This window comes from Spirosoma harenae (genome assembly GCF_054776975.1).
Genome location: NZ_BAAHBD010000031.1, coordinates 301063 through 316489 on the forward strand (window position 1 = coordinate 301063; position 15427 = coordinate 316489).

10 protein-coding genes are annotated in these 15427 nt (G+C 49.8%); 1 reads left to right on the forward strand and 9 read right to left on the reverse strand.

All coding sequences use genetic code 11. From position 1 onward, the window contains the following. Positions 1 to 6 precede the first annotated feature (6 nt). The 3 genes from ACYVE4_RS28945 to ACYVE4_RS28955 form a co-directional block, all read right to left on the reverse strand. On the reverse strand, positions 7 to 1425 hold the full coding sequence (locus ACYVE4_RS28945) for a TolC family protein (protein WP_461043900.1): 1419 nt from the start codon (positions 1423 to 1425) through the stop codon (positions 7 to 9). An 84-nt stretch (positions 1426 to 1509) separates the two neighbouring features. After that, a complete protein-coding gene (locus ACYVE4_RS28950) occupies positions 1510 to 2898 on the reverse strand; it encodes a HAMP domain-containing sensor histidine kinase (RefSeq protein WP_461043901.1) in 1389 nt (462 codons plus the stop codon). A 2-nt stretch (positions 2899 to 2900) separates the two neighbouring features. Then, positions 2901 to 3575: a response regulator transcription factor gene (locus tag ACYVE4_RS28955; RefSeq protein WP_461043902.1), complete on the reverse strand. Its 675-nt coding sequence runs from the start codon at positions 3573 to 3575 to the stop codon at positions 2901 to 2903. A gap of 328 nt (positions 3576 to 3903) precedes the next feature. On the opposite strand from ACYVE4_RS28955, the gene ACYVE4_RS28960 reads away from it, so the two are divergent. Then, positions 3904 to 4581: a DedA family protein gene (locus tag ACYVE4_RS28960; RefSeq protein WP_461043903.1), complete on the forward strand. Its 678-nt coding sequence runs from the start codon at positions 3904 to 3906 to the stop codon at positions 4579 to 4581. Here ACYVE4_RS28960 and ACYVE4_RS28965 read toward each other — a convergent pair. The 6 genes from ACYVE4_RS28965 to ACYVE4_RS28990 form a co-directional block, all read right to left on the reverse strand. Further along, positions 4561 to 6555 carry an FAD-dependent oxidoreductase gene (locus tag ACYVE4_RS28965; protein WP_461043904.1) on the reverse strand — a complete coding sequence of 665 codons (1995 nt, stop codon included), beginning with the start codon at positions 6553 to 6555 and terminating at the stop codon, positions 4561 to 4563. The genes ACYVE4_RS28960 and ACYVE4_RS28965 overlap by 21 nt on opposite strands. A 23-nt stretch (positions 6556 to 6578) precedes the next feature. Next, positions 6579 to 8339 (reverse strand): FAD-dependent oxidoreductase, encoded by a 1761-nt coding sequence (locus tag ACYVE4_RS28970; protein ID WP_461043905.1) that lies wholly within the window; start codon positions 8337 to 8339, stop codon positions 6579 to 6581. Positions 8340 to 8432: 93 nt separating this feature from the next. Next, complete coding sequence (locus ACYVE4_RS28975) at positions 8433 to 10100, reverse strand: RagB/SusD family nutrient uptake outer membrane protein (RefSeq protein ID WP_461043906.1); 1668 nt, start codon at positions 10098 to 10100, stop codon at positions 8433 to 8435. 141 nt (positions 10101 to 10241) lie between these two features. Next, on the reverse strand, positions 10242 to 13631 hold the full coding sequence (locus tag ACYVE4_RS28980) for a SusC/RagA family TonB-linked outer membrane protein (RefSeq protein ID WP_461043907.1): 3390 nt from the start codon (positions 13629 to 13631) through the stop codon (positions 10242 to 10244). Between the two features lie 28 nt (positions 13632 to 13659). Further along, positions 13660 to 14658, reverse strand: a complete 999-nt coding sequence (locus ACYVE4_RS28985; protein ID WP_461043908.1) for a FecR family protein — start codon at positions 14656 to 14658, stop codon at positions 13660 to 13662. Positions 14659 to 14710: 52 nt separating this feature from the next. Then, the gene (locus ACYVE4_RS28990) at positions 14711 to 15376 is read right to left on the reverse strand and encodes an RNA polymerase sigma-70 factor (protein WP_461043909.1); all 666 of its coding nucleotides are present in this window, start codon (positions 15374 to 15376) and stop codon (positions 14711 to 14713) included. Positions 15377 to 15427 lie beyond the last annotated feature (51 nt).

A 15427-nucleotide genomic window follows, 5' to 3' on the forward strand; every position in this document is an offset into this window, starting at 1 on the left:
GTTGAGTTAGCGGGGAAGTTGTTGGAGAAACGAGTCTAAATCGCCAGCGGTAGCCGCCCGTAATAGTAAGGCACGCCATACGCTATTGGTCACCAGCGCCTGATCGACCTCAGCGCGGTTGAGTAGGGCACTCGTTTGCGTTAGGGCCTGAATATTGTCCAGACCCGATTCATACCGAGCCTGCGATTGACCGTAGGCCTGTTTAGCAGCTTCCAGCTGAAGCGGAGCTTGCTGAGCGCGCGCCTGAGCCAGTTGCAACTGCAAAACCGCATTTTGGCTCGCAGCCTGAATACCCAATGCCTGTTGATCATAAGCCTGTTGACTGGCATTGATGCGTTCCCGCTGGGCAGATACGGCATATTTGGCTCGCCATAAATCGGTTGGTCGCCAGATAGCCGTTACCCCTAAAATGTAATTAAATGATCGCAGCGGCAGGCCAGCCCCTACTGACGGATCGATGCGGAAAGTACCATCGGATTGAGCTTGCTCACTAATGCCCGAACCACGTCCCTGCAAGGAACCAAGCAGCGAGATAGAGGGTAAAGCCGCTGATTTCAATAGCGTTCCGCTTGCTCTTCCTAAATCAATATTCTTCTGATAGACACGCAATTGCGGATGAAGTGCCGGATTGCTTCCTGGAGTTAGTGGTAATTGGGGAAGACGATTATAAAAAATCATCGAGTCCAGTTGGGCAGTTGGATTCGGCTGACCAATCAATTCCGTGAGTCGAAGTACTTGTTGCTGGGCTAACTGTTGGCTTTCCAGCACTTGCAACTGCGCCCGAGCGACTTCTGTGTTCGCTACAGCACTGTCGATACCGGGTCTAAGCCCACCTTCTGTACTGGCTCGAATAATTCGCTGGAGTTCTTGTGTTCGCTGAAGATTCGCCGTTTGTAAGGCTACTGATTTTTGAGCGTTCAGGGCTAGTAGATATGCATCGCAAACCCGAACCTGATGCGTGAATAATTCTCCTTCATAATCGGCCTGCGCCTGCTCAACAGCCAGCCGAGCTTGGTCGCGCCGGGCCTGTCGGCGTCCGAACGTAACGGCTTCCCAGTCGATAACCATTGAGGCTGCACTGGTCCAGGCAGCGTTGCCATTGAATCCATCGGTTCGTACGCCAGAAATTGGGAGAAGTAATCCACCATTAGAGACGTAAGCGCCACGCACCTGATTGGACGTAGCGTTTAAGGTCTGCGCCTGAACGCCTGCCTGGGGTAACATCGCCATATTTAGTGCCTGTGCGTCGGCTTCGGCGGCCCGGATATTGGCCAGTTTCCCCCGTAAGCCAGGGTAATTGGTTCGGGCCAATTCCAGGGCTTTCGATAACGTAAGCGAATTAGCGGACTGGGCTAAACTGTTACTTAACCAGAAACTGGTTAGTAGGATAAAAAGGCACCTATATCGTTTTCTCCGGCTTGGCATGGGCGTAGTTGAGTAGGTCGACTCAAAGCTACGGGCCGGAGATTAGAGCGAAATTAGAACCAAATTAGTTCTTATTAGAACAGATTAAGCAAGTTGCAAGGGTAAGGTAATTTCTGTAATCGTTCCTCCACCAGGTCGAGGATGTAGCTGAAGCCCACCCTGATGCAGCGTGATGATCCGATGGGCTAAGGTTAACCCAATCCCAAATCCACTGATTGACTGCACGTTGGAGCCTCGAACCAGAGGCAGCAAAATCCGCTCTTCTTCACCGGGTGTCAGACCAATACCCCGATCTTCAATACGAATACGAGCCCGCTCTTCCGTATCCATTTCCAGGCATAAACTAATGGGTTGCCCGCTAGAATATTTGGCCGCATTGTCCAGCAAATTCAATAAGGCCGTTTTTAGTAAATACGCATTTCCCCAAACCATAACGGGTGTAGGTTGCTCGAGAACCCCATCACTGAGTTGTACGGATAACGATTGACCAACACGCTGTTGGCCGAGTGTATCGGCAGCATCAAGTACAATTTCGACCAGTTCAAGAGATTGTCGATCAATCTGCGCGTCAACTCCGTCGATACGGGCCAGTTGCAACAGCCCATTCGATAAAGCTGTCAGTTTATCCAGTTCGGTAACCGCCTGAGCCATACCTCGTTTGAGGCTATCGGCATCCGTATCATAAATCAGAGACGTTTCCAGCCATCCTTTGATCGTTGTTAGGGGCGTTCGCAGTTCATGGGAAGCCTGGGCAATAAACGAGCGTTGATTCTCAACCAGTTGTTCCTGACGGGTGAGTAAGTCATTGAAAGCCTGCGCCAGTACACCTACTTCATCTCGGGGATTGTCGGCTCGTAACCGGAAAGGCGACGTACTAACTGGAGGTGTATTGATCTGATCAATTAAGTTAGTAAGGGGTTTGAGTGCCTGCCGGGAGAAAAAATATCCCAGCAAAAGGACCAGTCCAATGGCTACAAAATTACCAACAATAAATAGATCACGTAAATCCTTTTGCCGTTGGTACCCATCCTGATCGTAAGCGGTAGCAATGGCGACGTATTCTTGCCCATCGGGCGATGGAGAGACACCCGCATAGGTCAACGCAACGCCATCTTTAGGGTATGTATGACCGGGACTTTCGTATTGAAACCGCACCAGTCGTTCCCGCCGAACCCGATTGCGAAAGGCTAAATCAGATACAAAATCATTGGTTCGCTGGCTGGTGTAAATCAGACTGTCAGCTGGAGAATAGACAAACTCAACCTGTTCGGGCATAGACGTAATGACGCTACCCGCTACGGCTCCTCTTAGCGTTAATAGTTGTTCGGTCACGCGTGCTTTTCGCTCCAATCGGTCTTCAATGGATCGCTGCCGAAAGCTGGCATACGTGCTATACACATAGACCGAAAAAATAAGCAGAATGCTCGCAACCAGCAACGAAAACCATAGAATCAGCTTGTGTTTGATCTGCATAATCAGCCTCGTAAGACGTATCCCATTCCAACAACCGTATGCAAGAGTTTCGGACTGAAATCCTTATCTATTTTCTTGCGTAGGTAATTGACGTAAACATCAATTACATTGGTATTGGTGTCAAAATGCAAATCCCACACTTTCTCAGCAATATCGACCCGGCTAACGGTTCGCCCCTGATTAATCATCAGATACTCCAGTAAGGCGTATTCGCGGGCAGTCAGATCGATCCGCTGACCAGCCCGTGCGACGGAGTGCGCTTCGGTATCAAGTTCCAGATCGGCAACGTGCAATACAGTCTTTAGGCCTGTATAGTTGCTATTTCGTCGGGCCAGAGCTTTGATTCGCAGCATCAGTTCACGAAACTCAAACGGTTTGACCAGATAATCGTCGGCACCGGCCCCAAATCCACTCTCTTTATCGGACAAACTGTCCAAAGCCGTTAACAACAACACTGGCTGCCGAGGTGATTCTTGCTTAATGCGTCTGCATAATTCAAATCCGTTGATGTAGGGCAAATTGACATCCAGCACAATAACGTCATAGGTGTTGTTATCCGCCAACCGCTGACCCACCTGCCCATCGTAGGCGACATCAATTTCATACCCTTCGCTCTCGATACCTTTGCGAATAAACGATGCCAGACTGACTTCATCTTCAACCAGCAATACTTTCATACCTGAGTAAAGGGGCTAGTTACAGTAGGTATACTCAATCCGAAACTGGTTTACGACAACGATTTAATGAATGAGCCCGACGTTCGTGGAATGTTCTGGCGGAGAATCAGGAGCACAATAGCAATCGGCACACTGACTCGAAACTGATCCTCTTTAGTGTCCAATTCACCCAACGTTTTTCACTACTGAATAGTAACCAATCCCGTTTTGCTCTGAAATATAATATACATCTGCGGGCATGAGATTAATCAGATAGTGGCTGAGTAATAACCATTTGACCTTTACTGGGTTTTATAAAGACTCAACGTTATCTAAATTCTAATGAATCATGGACTTTCAGGAACTCATGCTCACGTACGGCTATCCGATGCTGTTTCTTGGCGTACTGCTGGAGAGTGAAGCGTTTTTATTGATCGGGATTTATCTAGCCCACCAAGGCTATTTTTCTTTACCAGCCGTTATTGGTCTGGCCGCGCTTTCGTCGTTTTGTGTCACACAGCTTTGTTTCATGCTGGGCAATCGCTTCGGCCCAACCTTTATTCGCACGCGTCCCCGGTGGCAGCTTCGTTATCAGCGAATTGAGAAATTGATGAATCGCTATGGCACGGGGCTGGTAATCGGCTTTCGAGCGCTGTATGGTTTACGGGGAGCTATACCCGCGGCTGTTGGTCTGGCTGGGTTTTCCTCGGCCAGGTTTACGATCTACAACGCACTGGGAGCGCTCATCTGGGCAGTTACAGTAACATTTTTAGGTAGCAACCTGGCTCAAGGAATCAAACAGGTCTACGACAGCCTTCAGCCTTCTGAAACGATGGCTCTTACGGCAGTAGCAGGATTGGGTGGATTATATCTTATTTATCAGCTGGTCAGACGATCTCGCTTGAAAAAACAGCCGATTTATCAGCCATTGGTTGGTTATCAATCAATACCATTCAACCAGCGCAGTAAAGTACCTACTCAATCTCCTGATTTCAGTATCAGTCACTTAGAAAGCCGGAACGAATAAAACAGCATCGGCCACAACGGGACCGTCCGGTTGTTTGGCAACGATTTCGACGGATGAGGTTTTCCCTTTCGATAAATCATATTCGCCCAACGACACCCACTCGCCGGAGGTTTGGCCGACAACCACAATATCAGCTGGTTTGATCGGTATTGTTTTGTTGGCCTTCCCGTTTGATACGATAATGCTTAACTCCGTAGCGTTCTTCGCCAGACGAGGGAAGTAGGTGTAAATGTGGTATTTGCCCGCCTTGACAACATCTGGCGTAAACTTCACAGAGCCACCCGTCGATTCTTCATTGACCAGATACGAGGGTCCGTATCCGCCTTTGAGTTTTGTTTCCAACCGCCACGTACCTGTGGCTGCTACGGCTGTTTTGTTGTCGTTATCGATCAGAATTTCGGCCGTACTGCCATCCGACAATGGGTCGGATTTTAGTTTCTGCTGAAGTTTGGCAACGTCGATTTTCTGAACGCTGGTTTTTCCATCGATGGCCATTGCAGCCGCCAGCGCCGTCGATTGACCCAGCACCATAAATACAGGCTCCATCCGAATCGAACCGTAAGCGATATGCGAGGCCGACAGACAAACCGGAACCAGCAGATTCTGGCATTCGCTCTCCTTCGGAATTAGTGCACGATATGAAATAGGATATGGGCTTAAACCGCCAACCTCTACATTACCTTCGTTTTTCGCTATTTTCTTACCATCTTTTTCGATGACAATGCGCTGGATATTATGCGAATCCATCTGATAAGCGGCCATACCAACGCCATCAGTCACCACTTCCTTTTCCTGGCAGTTAGCCTGCGTCATGACGTAGCTACCCACCATCCGACGGGCCTCACGAACGTAGAGTTGTGGCGACCAGTTTCCGTTGTCGGTGTATTCATCCTTGGGGTATCCCCATTTTAGCATTGATTGCCGCAGCTCTTCCGGAACCCGCGAATCGTGGCCGAAGAAATAAAGCAGGCTTTTGGTATATAGCTCGTGATCGCGGATAATTTGCGCCCGTTTTTCGTAACTGCCGTCGGCATAGTCGTGATTCATCCCAATCATATCGGTCGAGAAGCCATTCCGGTTGTTGATGTCGGTTTTTTTGTTGGGCATGCCGCTCCAGATAAAATAATCGTTGAGCGTTTTCCGATTGGGCTGGGCTGCAATCAACCGAGCCAGCAATTCAAATTTCGTCGAATCGTAACCCGCCGGGCGCGTAATGGGTACCTGATTGGCCGGGTCTGATGATAAGCAGATGCGGTAATTATAGGCCTGCACTTTTTTATCGCCCGTGCCGTTGGGTTCGAGCTTGGCTGGACTAACCCCCCAAACCAACCCCGATTCAGGATTGCCAGGTGTTTTATACGGATCGATACCGTCGGGAAGCTGGTGGCCGTGCATGAGCTGAACGCCACTGTACGTTTCGTTGTATTTCGAGTTGTCTTCGCGCCCAACCGTATACGATACCCCCGCTTTCGCCATCAAATCGCCTTCGTACGTAGCATCGATAAACATCTTAGCCCGAACGCTACGTTTCGCGGATGGATTGTCAGAATTTTCGAGAACGATTTCCTGAATTTGACTACTGTTTTTCTTTACGCTCGTCAGCCGATGCGAATACACTACGGTTACCTGACCACGTTTGACGTATTCGTTGAATAAATCTTCCGCTACATGTGGTTCGAAAATCCATTGTTCAAACTTGCCATAATGCTTGCCGATACGTCGGTAATAATCGCGGGCGATGCCGGTGATGGCATATTTGTTGCCAATATCGGTCAGGCCAAGGCCACCGGAGGTCATACCGCCCAGGTGTTTACCGGGCTCGATCAGCAGAACGGTTTTACCCGCTTTTCGGGCTGTGTAGGCCGCTATAACGCCACCGGATGTACCACCGTAGATGCAGATATCGACCTGCTGCTGGGCAATGGCTGAAAACGTTAAAAGAAAAGTAAGACAGATGATTGATACGTATCGCATGAGTTCAATAAATGATGATCGCTTTATTTCGCTTGTAGAGCGGCTAACTGATTCGCTTCAAAATTGGCATCGGCGGTGTTGATGCCTTTGCTATAGATTAGAATTGCTTTTTGCTGAAGCAATGATTTCTGCAAGTCAGTAATCGACAAATTGTGTACTGACTGACTTTTCTGAACGCATAAGGCGGCAGCTGTTCCGGCAGCCTGTCCGAGGGCCATCCAGCAGGGTTCCATACGTAGCGTTGAGAAACCGATATGCGTGGCCGACGCCGGAACGGGGGCCAGCAGATTCTCAAGCGGAGAATCTGGAATGATTACCCGAAATGGTACGGTGTAAACAGCTGATGGATAGCTGATAAATCCGTCTAGATGAATACGGCCTGGCTCGCGTTTACGAACAGCATGAGAGTCAAGCGCGTAGTGGCTGGCGGTAATGCTGTCGGCATGCAGAGGAGGACGCTCACCGGGTTTTACGGGAATGGCATCCTGCGCTTTAAAAATGTATTTCCCCTTCATCCGACGACCTTCGCGAACGTAGAGCTGCCGGGGAAAATGGCCGTTGTCGGTGTATTCATCTTTGGCCCAGCCCCATTCCGAGCACTCTTTGCGAAACCACTCGGGCAGTTCGGAATCGTTCTGAGCGAAGTAAAAAAGCCCTTCGGTATATTCTCGCAATCGTTGCGCAAAGCGGTCGCGCCATTCCCAGCTCGACGTTGGATAGGGCCAGTTTTCCTCGGGTAAATCGGTCGAAATGAACGCGTGGTGCTGATTGTTGCCGTCATTTTTGCCATTAGGCAGCTTTACCATGTTCGTCAGCCACGCAATCCCTTTCGGCATACCGGGAACATCAGGCCGAACGCCCGATTTGGCTTTACGCTCGTTTTCTGCCAGTTGCGCATCGGTGAGTTTCGACATCGCTACGCCCGTGTAATGGCCAGTTTTGACGTCGTTGATCATCGATACGTATTCCGCCCGATTGTAATTAGCCGGTTTCTGAATCTTAACCCGAATTTTCGGATCATTGGTGACGCAAAGACGGTAGTTGTACGATTGCACGGCATTGTCACCTGCGAACGTCGAACCCGGACCTTCTGGCCCTGCCCAGTATTTGTAAACCCGCCCCGCTCCTACTTCACCATATTCAGATTTGCCTTCACGTCCTAAAAAAAACGGCACACCCGCAGCTGCTATCAGGTCGCCCTCATACGTAGCATCGAGAAAAAACCGGCCCTGATACGTTTCTGGCTTTTTTGTCGTTCGGTTCAGTACCCGAATGCCCTGAATCCGATTGTTTTGGATAGTCAGATTTTCGGCCTCAAAATCGAATTGCCGCATGGTCAGTACGGTAACATTAGAGCTTTCTTTCAGGAAATCATTGAAGATGTTGGCCGCTGCCGATGGTTCGAAATGATAGCCATCCGAGCAATCTTTCGCTTGCTGCGAATCGGCACCGTATTTCGCTACGTAGTGCGCTTTGATCCGGTTTACAAATTCGACGAACAGGCCGCCTGTTGCACCCCGCGTAGCAATGTCGGTGGCGCCAAGGCCATTGGCGGGTAAGCCGCCGATATGGGCAGTACGTTCCAGAAGCAGCGATTTTTTCCCCATTCGGGAAGCCGCTACAGCCGCCATGATACCACCGGGCGTACCACCGACAATGATTAAATCATAATCATTGTCGGCCAGAAGCGCCGATGGGCCAGCGTGCAATTCGGAAAGACCAGCAGTAAGGGCAAGACTGCTCAGGCCAGAAACTTTTAAAAAATGACGTCGGGTTGTGGGCATAGTAGGGAGTAATTGGCAATGAAAAATTGATCGTGCAGAATGAAAAGAGAAGAATAGCGATTTTTTAATTTTCATTCTGCACGATCAATTGAATCAGTAACCAGCATTTTGGGTGAGTGCCTTATTGGTTACGGTTTCAATGTAAGGAATTGGCCACAGATAATCCCGGTCGGCTTTGAAAATCCGAACTTCGACTACGCGCATGTCGGCTCGGTTGGGTACCGCGCTATAATCGGGCGTACCGTTGGCGTCGATAACGGGGGCAGTAGCCAGCAAACCTTTTGGAATACGGCCCAGAAAGTTCCCTGCCAACAGCTTATCGGCCAGTTTCCAGCGACGAATATCGATCAGTCGAAATCCTTCGTTCGTTAATTCGTATTTGCGCTCTTTCCGAATAATAGAGCGCATTTCAGCCTGCGTTTTGCCGGTTTTGATGGCGGGCATATTTACCGAAGGCCGCTGACGTACGGCGTTGATAGCGTCGTATACGGACTGGTCGATCTGGTTGGCTTCAATTTTTGCTTCGGCGTAGATGAGCAGTACTTCGGCGTAGCGTATCAGACTGATGTTCAGCTCAGAATTGTTCCGGTCAGTGGCATCGGTCAGGTCGGTGAATTTACGCCAGCAATAGCCCGTATACGTAGCAAATGCGTGAATCGCATCCTGATTATCAACACGGGCACCGGTAGCGTAGTTGATCGTTTTAACGCTGTCTTTGTGCGTTTCGAACTTAAAATTGAAGTAGTTAGAGCCCGGAACGGCCACCGTGAAATCGAGCCGGGGATCGCGATTTTTGAACGGATCTTTCGGATTGTATAAGGGCGATTTATCAATCGTTAACCCATCCGTACACTCGTAGGCATCGACCAGCACCTGACCAGGCACTTTGTTCGATGCTCCCTGCGCATTCCGCGAGAGGAAATTCTGCGGTGTACTGTGAACAACCGTACTGGTTTTCAGGTACTGAAGCGCGAAAATGATTTCGGTCGATGTCTGACCTGCATACGAAAACAGTTGACCATAATTCGTATGCAGTTTATGGTAATTCAGGTCCATCACGGCTTTGGCGGCTGCGGCTGCGTCGGTCCATTTTTCGTTGTAGAGTGCCGTACGGGCTTTCGTTGCTAAAGCGGCTCCTTTCGTAGCCCGACCTACGTTTATACCCGAATAACTAATGGGTAAATCTTTGGCGGCAGCGTCCAGCTCGCTCATAATAAAGGTTACGCATTCTTCTTTCGTACTTTTCGGCACCTGCGATTCCGCCAGACCTATTGTTTTGGTAATCAGGGGTACACCACCAAACAATTCGATCAGGTAGTGATACGTATAGGCGCGAACAAAGCGGGTTTCGGCGCGGTAGCGAGCCTGCAACGTAGCATCCATCTTGCCGTCGAGCTTACCCATGTTGTCGAGGATGAAATTGCAGCGGCCGATAATCTTGTACGAGTTATCCCATACCGATTTCGAAAAGCCGTTGTTGCTGTCGTGGCTGCCTTTCCCGATTTGTTGCAACGTACTGTTGTTACGATCCCAACCCAGGTCAGAACCGTCGTCGAGCAATAATTGCATTGGCATGTTGTCGAGAGGGTGGAAATTCATGCCTTTGTACGTACCGTTTACGGCCAGTTCCAGTTCGCTGGCGTTGGCAAAATAGGACTGGTCGGCGGGGCCTTCCAGTGGATACCGTTCGAGGTAATCTTCACAGGACGTAGTGCTTAATGTCAACGCGACTGCCAGAAACCAGTAGTGTATTTTTTTCATTTGTAAAGTCTTTAGGAATTGAATAAATGTTGCAATTGACCTCACCCCCAGCCCCTCTCCTAAAACAGGAGAGGGGAGCGAAATCGTCTTTTTGTTCCCTCTCCTAAAACAGGAGAGGGCTAGGGTGAGGTCAATTGCTGCTTAAAAATTGACGTCGATACCAAAGCTGTACATTTTGACCTGCGGATAACTACGTCCTGTTCCCACGGGCGATTCTACGTCGTAGCCATTCCAGAATTTATCAAACGTGAGGATGTTCTGACCGTTGGCAAATACGCGGATGTTGTTAATACCAATCCGTTGTGTCAGCGACGTTGGAATGGTGTAGCCGAGCTGAATATTTTTCAGCCGCAGATAAGCCGCGTTACGGAGCCAGAAGCTGGAAATCTTTTCATTGTTTGCCTCGCTGAAGGCCAGCCGGGGGAACGTAGCGTTTGGCGTTTCGGGCGTCCAGTGGTCTTTGTGCTGTTCCTGAACGGTACCCCCCAGAAAGAACGGCATAATGCCCTGCTCATACAACATACCATCGGCCTTGCCCACGCCCTGCAAAATGATGTTCAGACTGAACCCTTTGTAATAGGCGTTCAACGTGGTGCCATACGTGAACCGCGGAATCGTGCTGCCCAATACTACGTTATCGTCGCCGTTGATAATGCCATCGCCGTTCTGATCCTTGTATTTAATGTCGCCGGGCTTGATAACACCGAATTGCTGGGCGTGAGCAGCCACTTCATCCACCGTCTGAAATAAGCCTTCAGCCTGTAGTCCGTACAGCGACTGGATTGGATAGCCTTCGCGGTTAGCTTGTGTACCGACCTGATTTACACCCCGCAAATCGACCACTTTGTTTTTGACATCCGAAATATTGAAACCAATGTCGTACCGGAAATTCCGGATGGCGCCTTTGTAATTTAGGCCAAGTTCCCAGCCTTTATTTTCAACGACGCCCGCATTCTGATACGGTTTCCCCAGACCAATAATGGCCGGTATGTCCAGATCGAGCAGAATATCCCGCGTTTGTTTGTAGTAATAATCGGCAGTAATCGACAGGTTCGAGAAGATCGTAGCGTCGATACCAATGTCGGTCATTTCGGTTGTTTCCCAGGAAATTTCGGAGTTTGCCAACGTATTCAGCGCCACTACGTTGACAATCTGTTTGCCGAACGTATAAGGCCCAAACTGGAGCGACGACATAAACGGATAATTACCGCCCTGAATATTCTGGTTGCCCAACTGCCCCCACGATGCTCTAAACTTCAACTCATTGATCGTACCCAAAAGTGGCTGCATAAACGATTCCTGCGAGATCCGCCAACCGGCCGAAACCGACGGGAAGAAGCCGTATTTGTGCCCTTTGGAAAACCGCGACGAACCATCGTAACGCGCGTTGGCTTCAAAGAGATATTTCTGTTTGAAATCGTAGTTGATACGTCCGAAAACCGACTGGAGCGCCCATTCCGAAGCGCCACCCGACGACCGCTGAAGATCCGATGCACCTGCGTTCAACACCTGATAATCAGGCAATAGAAATCCTTCTCGGTAGCCTGTTACGTTGTCGTTGCGAAAATCCTCGCGCGAGAAACCGCCCAGAATTTTCAGCCCGTGATCGCCGTATACTTTGTCGTAGGTTAGTGTGGCCCGGAGCGTGTTGTACATCGACCGGTTCGTCGTTTCGGTCAGGCTGCTTCGGGCCGGGGCCAGAAAACTGGCCGTACCATCGGGCTTGTACGCCTGTACCGATTTGTTAAAGTTTTTATCGATCGAAAGCGCATATTTTGGCGAATAGACAAGTTCGGCGGTTAAACTTTCAATGGGTTTATACACCAGAGCCGCGTTGAGCATTACGTAGGGGCTATTATTTTTCCGGGTGCCGCCATCGCGCGACATGGCGATTGGGTTGTCGCCGTTCCAGCCGTCGCCCCAGGTGCCATTTGAGTTGACGCCAATCTGGTTGGCCGGAATCCGGTTCATCCAGTGAAATACCTCTTCCGATCCTCGCCCTGGTTCGAGTGTAGTGGCGGCAACTAGCTGCAAATCAGCACGGGCACTGAATTTTTTGGAAATCTGAATGTCCATATTGTTTCGGAGGGTATACCGCCGGAAACTGGAATTTTCAATAACGCCTTTCTGATCGAGATATCCGGCAGAAGTCAGAAATCGAATTTTATCGCTCCCCCCGTTGATGCTAAAAAAATGGCTTTGCTGCAAACCGGAGCCCGTCAGTACTTCGCGTTGCCAGTCGGTATCGGGATATAAATCACGGTTGGTAGCACCTTCAGTTCGGTATTTATTGATCAGATCGTCGGAATACAACGGCGCGCGACCTACGTTTACATAGGCTTCGTTGGTTAATAGCATATGGTCGATGGCGTTGGCCATTTTCGGCAGATTTGTAGGCGTTTGCCAGCCGATGTAGTTGTTGTAACTCATCGAAATCCGGTTTGCTTTCGCCCGTTTGGTCGTCACCAAAATCACCCCATTGGCCGCCCGTGATCCGTAAATAGACGCCGAAGCGGCATCTTTCAGCACCGTAATGGATTCGATCAGGTTCGGGTCGATGCTGTTCATCGAGCCTTCGATATTGTCGATAAGCACCAATGGGTCAGGATTCCCCAATGTACCAACGCCCCGAATCCGAATGGTCCCCGCATCACCACCGGGACGGCCTGACCGCTGCGTTACGGTAACACCGGGCATCATACCTTGTAAGGCCGATGACGTTTGGCCAACCGGTCGGCGAACGATGTCTTCGCTCGAAATGGAGGCTACAGCCCCCGTTACATTCACTTTCTTTTGCGTGCCATAGCCCACAACGACCACTTCCGACAGGGATTTCGTATCATTTTCGAGCTTGATGCCGATAGTTGTGCGATTGCCGACGGTTGTTTCCTGCGGCAGATAGCCCACAAAACTGAACACTAGAATGGCCTGTTCGTTGGGTACATTCAGTTGGTAAAAGCCTTTACTATCAGTAGTCGTTCCGCGCGTTGTGCCCTTAACCACCACACTAACCCCTGGCAAACCTCCGCCCGTTTCGTCGATAACCGTACCGCTGATGCTGATATCCGCTACGTCGGTCTGGCGCGTAGTCGATGCTTCGGCTACCGGCAAAACCGTTAGTTCGCTGGACGTTGCAGGGGCCGGAGTCGCTTCAGAAACGTCAGCTTTTCGGTTCGATACGTCCGATTTTTCACGGGGAATTTCGGTGATTACGTACGTATCTTTCCGGATTTTCCGAACGCGTAAACCTGTGTTTTTGAGCAGGTGATTCAGGTTTTTTTCCAGCGATGCATTCAGGTTCAATAGGTCGGAGGACACATTTTTCCCAGCCATAATCCGATCTTCAAAGACAATTTCGACCCGATAATGGCGCTGTAAATCAAGCAATACGTTTTTGAGCTGAGTCTGTACGGTTCGATTTGCCTGACGTTGCACAACCTGCGCTGAGGCAAACGTCTGACTAAAACCGATAAGGGGAATTCCTGTAAATGAAACCGTAACCAGACCTAATTGGAGTAAGGTTTTCTTCATGTTTAAAAAAGAAAAAGAGAGGGAATAATCAGTTGTCTTTAAGAATGGGCGTCGTTCCGGTTGAATCGACATGGAGAGTGTACGTAGCGGTCAGCAAATCAAGGAGTTCGCTGGCAGTGCGGGCGTGGAAATTGCCGGAAATGGTACGTTGCGCGAGCGAATCGTCGGCCACGTCTACTTTCATGCCGAAGTGCTCGTCGATCAGATAGCAGGCTTCCCATAGCGACGTATCGCGGAACTGGAAAAGATGTCCTTTTTCAGCGTCGATGGCTTTTACGGGAGCCAACGGACGGAGGTGAATCTTACCCTGCTTTGTCAGCATCACCATGTCGCCGGGTTTCATCACCAGTTGCTGTTTTTGCGTATCGGTTTTATAATCGACCCGAATTTTCCCCCGATCCAGCACCACGTTGGTCCCCTGTTTGCGCGCATAAACCGTAAATTCCGTACCGAGTACTTCAACCTGAAACTGGTCGGACGTTTTAACCACAAACCGCTGATTATCTTGTTTGTGGGTTACAGAGAAACGAGCTTCGCCAGTGAGAGAAACCTGTCGAATATCGTCGGCAAACCCAAAACGTGGCACCTGGATGGACGAATTGGGTTTCAACGTAACGTCGGTACCGTCTTCGAGCCGTAAGCTTTGCGTCTGACCGACAGTTGTCTGATACGTCTGATACAGAATTTTGCTACGGAGCGGACTGATGGCTACGCCGAGGATGAGCAGCAGGGTGGCTGCCACCAGATACGGTCGCCAGCCCCAAATCCGAAACGGCGATTTGGCAACGGGTTCGTCGCGGATTTCCGGCGCTTCGACCTGATCCAGCCGTTGCGATAAGTTGGCAAACGCAACGTCCTGATCGGGCTGAAACTGAAGCGAACGCATTTCCCACTCAAGCAGCCAGGCATGAAAGGTTTCGGTATTGGCCGGATTCTTCAGCCATTCTTCCACCAGCTGGCGTTCGAGTGGATTAGCCTGACCTGCCAGATAGGCAAACAGGTTCTGTTTCGATAACGAATGAGTCATAGTTGTGGAATTTGAATGGGAGACTTCAAAAGTCGTTTTTCCCCTTACCGACCTAAGAAAAAAGATTGAGAAGAAGCAGGATCAGAGTCCATTCTTCGCGCAGTGTCTGGCGCAGATGCTTCAGTGCGCGGGAGATATGTACTTCCACGGTTCGGGGTGAAATCTGCAATTCGGCGGCTATTTCGTCGTATTTTTTATTCTCAAACCGACTTAGCAGAAACACCCGGCGACATTGGGCTGGCAACTGACCAATCGCTTCATTGACAGCTAGAAAGAGGTTGTTGAAATGGACCTCGGAGTCGGGTTGAGGCTGATTGCCCGACAAATGATTTTCGGTGGTCGATTCAATGGAATCCGTTTTGCCGAATTCTTTGCGAAGATGCGTATAAGCTTCGTTGCGTACCGCCGTAAATAAATAGCTGATGTACGATGAATGGATTTTCCGATAAGCCTCCGACCGATAGAACTGGTAAAAGACTTCGCTCACCAGATCTTCCGCCAATTGCCGTGAGTATACAAACCGCACGGCATGACTGCACAAGGGTGTGTAATACTGTCGGAACAGCAACTCGAAACCTTTGCGAGGGTCTTGCTCAAAGGTTTTCCGCAAAAAAAGTTCTGAATCGTATACCGTCGACATTGGCTTTTGCTCGTTTACGGATGGCGAGGGCCAGGGGTCGGGGGTGGCGTTAGGGGACAATACTGTAAAGGTAGCCATTGACTCGATATTGCTTAAACGAATCGAAGACTTAATTGCACAATTTTACCC